The sequence below is a fragment of the Streptomyces sp. NPDC053750 genome (assembly GCF_044544295.1).
Lineage (GTDB): Bacteria > Actinomycetota > Actinomycetes > Streptomycetales > Streptomycetaceae > Streptomyces.
On sequence record NZ_JBITXB010000069.1, the window covers coordinates 1 to 1,073 of the forward strand.

Sequence of the window (1,073 nt, forward strand, 5' to 3'; positions counted from 1 at the left end):
CTAGGTGTATTGCCTCGTGAGGTTGGGGACGCGGCTGGCGGGTGGTTGGCCCTTCAGCGCGGTGTGTCCGCGGTGGTGATTGTAGGTGTGCAGCCAGCCGGGGAACGCTTCGCGTCGTTCGGTCTCCGAGCGGTAGGGGCGGGCGTAGGCCCATTCGTCGAGGAGGGTGCGGTTGAAGCGTTCGACCTTGCCGTTGGTCTGCGGCCGGTAGGGGCGGGTGCGCTTGTGGGCGATCCCGGCCGCGGTGAGCAGGTCGCGCCAGTCGCGTGAGCGGTAGCAGGAGCCGTTGTCGGTCAGGACTCGCTCGACGGTGATGCCGGCCTGGGTGAAGAACGCCTGGGCACGGGTCCAGAAGCCGGTGGCGGTCTCCTTCTTCTCATCTGTGTGGATCTCGCTGTAGGCGAGGCGGGAGTGGTCGTCGACGGCGGTGTGTAGGTAGCTGTAGCCGGCGCCCGCGCGGGTCCTGCGCCCGGCCTGGCGGCCCAGCACCTTGTGTCCGCCGCCGTCGGGGATGTTGCCGAGCTTTTTGATGTCCACGTGGACCAGTTCGCCGGGGCGGTCACGTTCGTAGCGGCGTATGACCCGGCCGGTGGCCCGGTCCAGGTGGGTGAGGCGGGCCAGGCCGAAGCGGGTCAGCACGCGGTGCACGGTCGAGGGCACCAGGTGCAGCAGGTGTGCGATGCGGGCCGGTCCCCAGCGGCGCAGGACGCGGACCTTGATGATCCGGCGCTCGGTGCGGGTCGGGGTGCGGCGCGGGCTGGTACGCGGGCGGGAGGAGCGGTCGCTCATGCCGGCTTCGCCGAGCTGCCGGTAGCGGTCGGCCCAGCGCCGGGCGGTGGTGGGCGAGACCTGGAAGCGTTCCGCAGCTCGGCGCAGGGGCCAGTTGTCCTCGACCACGCAGCGGGCCAGGCGCAGCCGTCCGGTCTCGGTCAGGGGTGCATTACGGTGGGGCACGAGGGCCTTTCGCTCAGGTGTAGACGTCGCAATCCACACCGAACCGGAAGGCCCTCACCTGTTCAAGATCCCTCAGCCGAGACCTGGCTCACCCGTCCACAACCTCCCGAGACAGAACA

The 1,073-nt window shown here is 69.9% G+C and carries 1 protein-coding gene; it reads right to left on the reverse strand.

Annotated features, from left to right (window positions below; translation table 11 throughout):
- The gene (locus ACIGO6_RS41655) at positions 1-954 is read right to left on the reverse strand and encodes an IS481 family transposase (RefSeq protein ID WP_399886037.1); all 954 of its coding nucleotides are present in this window, start codon (positions 952-954) and stop codon (positions 1-3) included.
- Positions 955-1,073: the final 119 nt, after the last annotated feature.